Annotated in this window: 2 protein-coding genes; one reads left to right on the plus strand and one right to left on the minus strand. The window is 41.7% G+C overall.

Going from position 1 to position 3,370, the window contains the following annotated elements; genetic code table 11:
• Window positions 1-46: 46 nt before the first annotated feature.
• Window positions 47-1,054, minus strand: a complete 1,008-nt coding sequence (trpS, locus tag IQ264_RS31915) for a tryptophan--tRNA ligase (RefSeq protein WP_193986680.1) — start codon at window positions 1,052-1,054, stop codon at window positions 47-49.
• Between the two features lie 441 nt (window positions 1,055-1,495).
• Here trpS and IQ264_RS31920 point away from each other — a divergent pair, with 441 nt between their 5' ends.
• The gene (locus tag IQ264_RS31920; RefSeq protein ID WP_193986682.1) at window positions 1,496-3,070 is read left to right on the plus strand and encodes a B12-binding domain-containing radical SAM protein; all 1,575 of its coding nucleotides are present in this window, start codon (window positions 1,496-1,498) and stop codon (window positions 3,068-3,070) included.
• Window positions 3,071-3,370: the final 300 nt, after the last annotated feature.

A 3,370-nucleotide genomic window follows, 5' to 3' on the forward strand; every position in this document is an offset into this window, starting at 1 on the left:
CATCTCCCCATCTCCCCATCCCCACATCTACTCTGCTCCTCTGCTTCTAGAGAGGTTGGGAATAGCCCATTGCGGCTTTTACTTCTGCTAGGGTTTGATTTGCGATCGCACCAGCCTTTTCCTTCCCTTCGCGCAATACAGATTCCAGATAACCCTTTTCATTCATCACCGCATAATACTTCTCTTGAATCGGTTTTAAAGCATTAATCATCGTCTCTGTTAACAAAGGCTTAAACTGACCCCAACCCATATCCGCGCATTCTGCTGCAACTTCTTCCTTCGTCTTGCCAGAAAGCAGCATATATAAGGTTAACAAATTTCGGCTTTCTGGTCTTTCTGGGTCATCAAGAGACAAACCTCGCACCGGATCGGTTTTACACCGCTTAATTTTCTTTTGAATTTCTTCCGGCGAGTCTAACAAATTAATCCGACTCAATTCCGAAGGATCGGACTTAGACATTTTCTTTGTCCCATCCGTCAGACTCATCACTCTCGCACCTTCCGATCGAATTAAAGGATCGGGCAACTTTAACACCTTTTTCCCATTACCAAACAAATGATTAAACCGCACCGCAATATCACGAGTCAATTCTAAATGCTGCTTTTGGTCTTCTCCCACAGGTACTTTATCAGCTTGGTAAAGCAAAATATCCGCTGCCATTAATACCGGATAGTCCAACAAACCAGTATTAACATTTTCCCCCTGCTTAACTGCCTTTTCCTTAAACTGAATCATATCTTGCAGCCAGTTTAGGGGCGTAATGCAATTTAGCAGCCAAGTTAATTCGCTGTGGGCGGGGAGATGTGACTGCACAAAAATACTCGAATAATTCAAATCTATACCGCAAGCTAGATACAAAGCCGCTATTTTATATGTATTCTCGGCCAATGTAGCCGGGTCGTGAGGAACTGTAATCGCGTGTAAATCAACTACACAAAAAAAGTTATCGTACTCACTCTGTCCTTGTACCCAATTGCGAATCGCTCCCAGGTAGTTGCCCAGGTGAAGATTGCCAGTTGGTTGAACCCCAGAGAGAACTCGCTGTTTCGCCATAAATTTCTTAGATTGTCTGGAACCTGCTTAAAGGTTGTGTAAATAACTCACTTAATTAGTTTTACATTTTTTGATTCTGAAGTTTTCGGCAATTTTCTTAACTCATCTGCAAAAGAATTTCACAAAACTTTACGAAAATCTACTTTTCTTTTTGAATAGATTGGAAGTAAGCTGGAAACCAAGTAATTTTTGCGTAATTTAGGGTGCTTGCAGACAAGCAGCTCAAGCTAGCGCGGTTTTTTAGTATCTTTTTTCAATTTACTAGTCTTTTTTACGTATCAAAAAAGTAGGAGGGATAAGGGGTTCAGGGGTTAAGGGGACAAGGTAAGTTTTTCCCTTTTTGCCTTTTTGCCTTCTGCCGTTCGGCTGACGCTCACGGAAGCCTTCTGCCTTCTGCCTTTTAACTTCTGCCTTTCAAAGCAACTTCAGGAGTATAAAGAGATGAAAGCTTTACTAATTTGGCCCAATTTTCCGAATTCTTTTTGGGGTTATCAAGAAACTTTGCATTTGGGGGGTTTGCGATCGACTAATCCGCCGTTAGGATTGATTACAGTTGCAGCGATGTTGCCGAAAGAGTGGGAAATTCGATTTGCCGATCGCAATGTGCAACCAGAAACAGAGAAAGATTGGGCATGGTGCGATCTTGTGATTATTTCTGCAATGATTGTGCAGAAAGCCGATTTTCGCGCTTTGATACAAAAAGGCGTTGCTTTAGGTAAAAAAGTGGCTGTTGGTGGGCCGTTTCCCACTTCTGTACCGGAGTTTGCATTGGAAGCAGGGGCGCATTACCTGATTTTAGATGAAGGTGAATGCACGATTCCCATGTTTTTAGAAGCTTTGGAGAGAGGGGATGAACGAGGCATTTTCCGTTCCCCAGAAAAACCAGATGTTACCCAAACACCCATTCCTCGCTTTGATTTGCTAGATTTGGATGCTTATTTAGCAATTACAGTGCAGTTTTCGCGGGGTTGTCCGTTCCAATGTGAGTTTTGCGACATTATCAATCTGTACGGACGCAAACCGCGCACCAAAACTCCTGAACAAATGTTAGCGGAATTGGAAGTACTTTATCAAATGGGTTGGTATCGCTATGTGTTTGTTGTGGATGATAATTTCATCGGCAATAAACGCAATGCTAAGCTATTTTTAAAAGCTTTGATTCCTTGGATGGAAGAACGCAATTATCCTTTCATTTTATTGACGGAAGCTTCCCTGAACTTAGCAGAAGATGACGAAATGATTGAGTTAATGGTGAAGGCTGGGTTTACGATCTTATTTATGGGAATAGAAACCCCGGATACAGAAAGTTTACTTGGCATTCACAAAAATCAAAATACTCGTCACCCATTAGTAGAATCTTGCCAGAAAATTACTAAAGCCGGACTGCAAATTATGTCCGGCTTTATTATGGGTTTTGATGGCGAACGTCCGGGTGCTGGTAAACGCATTCAAGAGTTTATTACCGCAACGGGTATTCCTCAAGGTCAGTTTAGTTTGCTACAAGCTTTACAAAATACTCAATTGTGGCAACGTTTGGAACAAGAAGGTCGTTTGGTGGATGGTTTGGGAACGTTTCACCAAGGCGCAATTATGAATTTTGTACCAACAAGACCTGTGGAAGAATTGGTTGAGGAATACATTGATGCGTTTTGGAATATTTACGAACCAATGCCATTTTTAAAACGCACTTTTCGTCATTTTATGATGATGAATGGTTGGCGGGGAAGGTTGATGCCGAAGATTACTTCTAAGGAGTTACGTTTGTTTTCGGCTGTCTGTTGGCGACAAGGTGTTTTGCATTCAACTCGCTGGCTTTTTTGGTGGCAGTTTTTTGCGATCGCACTTCTCAAACCCCGTCTATTTTATGATTATATGACGACTTTGGGCGTAGGCGAACACTTCTTTAAATACCGTCATGAAGTGCGAGAGCAACTATTAACACAATTGGCAACCGTGAAACAAGCCAAAGCAAAGCACCAGGAAAAAGAAAGTTATCAACTAGCAGCTGTGCAGTAAATAGCACAAAATCAAATTTAATTCATTAGACATCTCCAAAAAAGTAGAGACGTTGTATACAACGTCTCTACAAGGGTTCATATCATGTCTGTTGAATTACCCACAATAAAAACTCATCACGTTGTTGTGTAGGGACACGGCATCATAAATATTTTGGACAAACAGATAAAGTTAATTATGCCGTGTCCCTACTCCTAATTATGGATAGACTGGACATGATAAGCTTGCATCGCATCTAAATTGTATATTTTTGGTGTTAGGCAAAAACCGTCAATCCCTCTCCCCATCCCCCCATCCCCC

The sequence above is a fragment of the [Phormidium] sp. LEGE 05292 genome, from assembly GCF_015207735.1.
Classification (GTDB): domain Bacteria; phylum Cyanobacteriota; class Cyanobacteriia; order Cyanobacteriales; family Aerosakkonemataceae; genus Floridanema.

Bases quoted from the DNA above. Each gene is read 5' to 3' on its own strand.
- trpS (WP_193986680.1), bottom strand. From the start codon at position 1,054: ATGGCGAAACAGCGAGTTCTCTCTGGGGTTCAACCAACTGGCAATCTT.
- IQ264_RS31920 (WP_193986682.1), top strand. From the start codon at position 1,496: ATGAAAGCTTTACTAATTTGGCCCAATTTTCCGAATTCTTTTTGGGGT.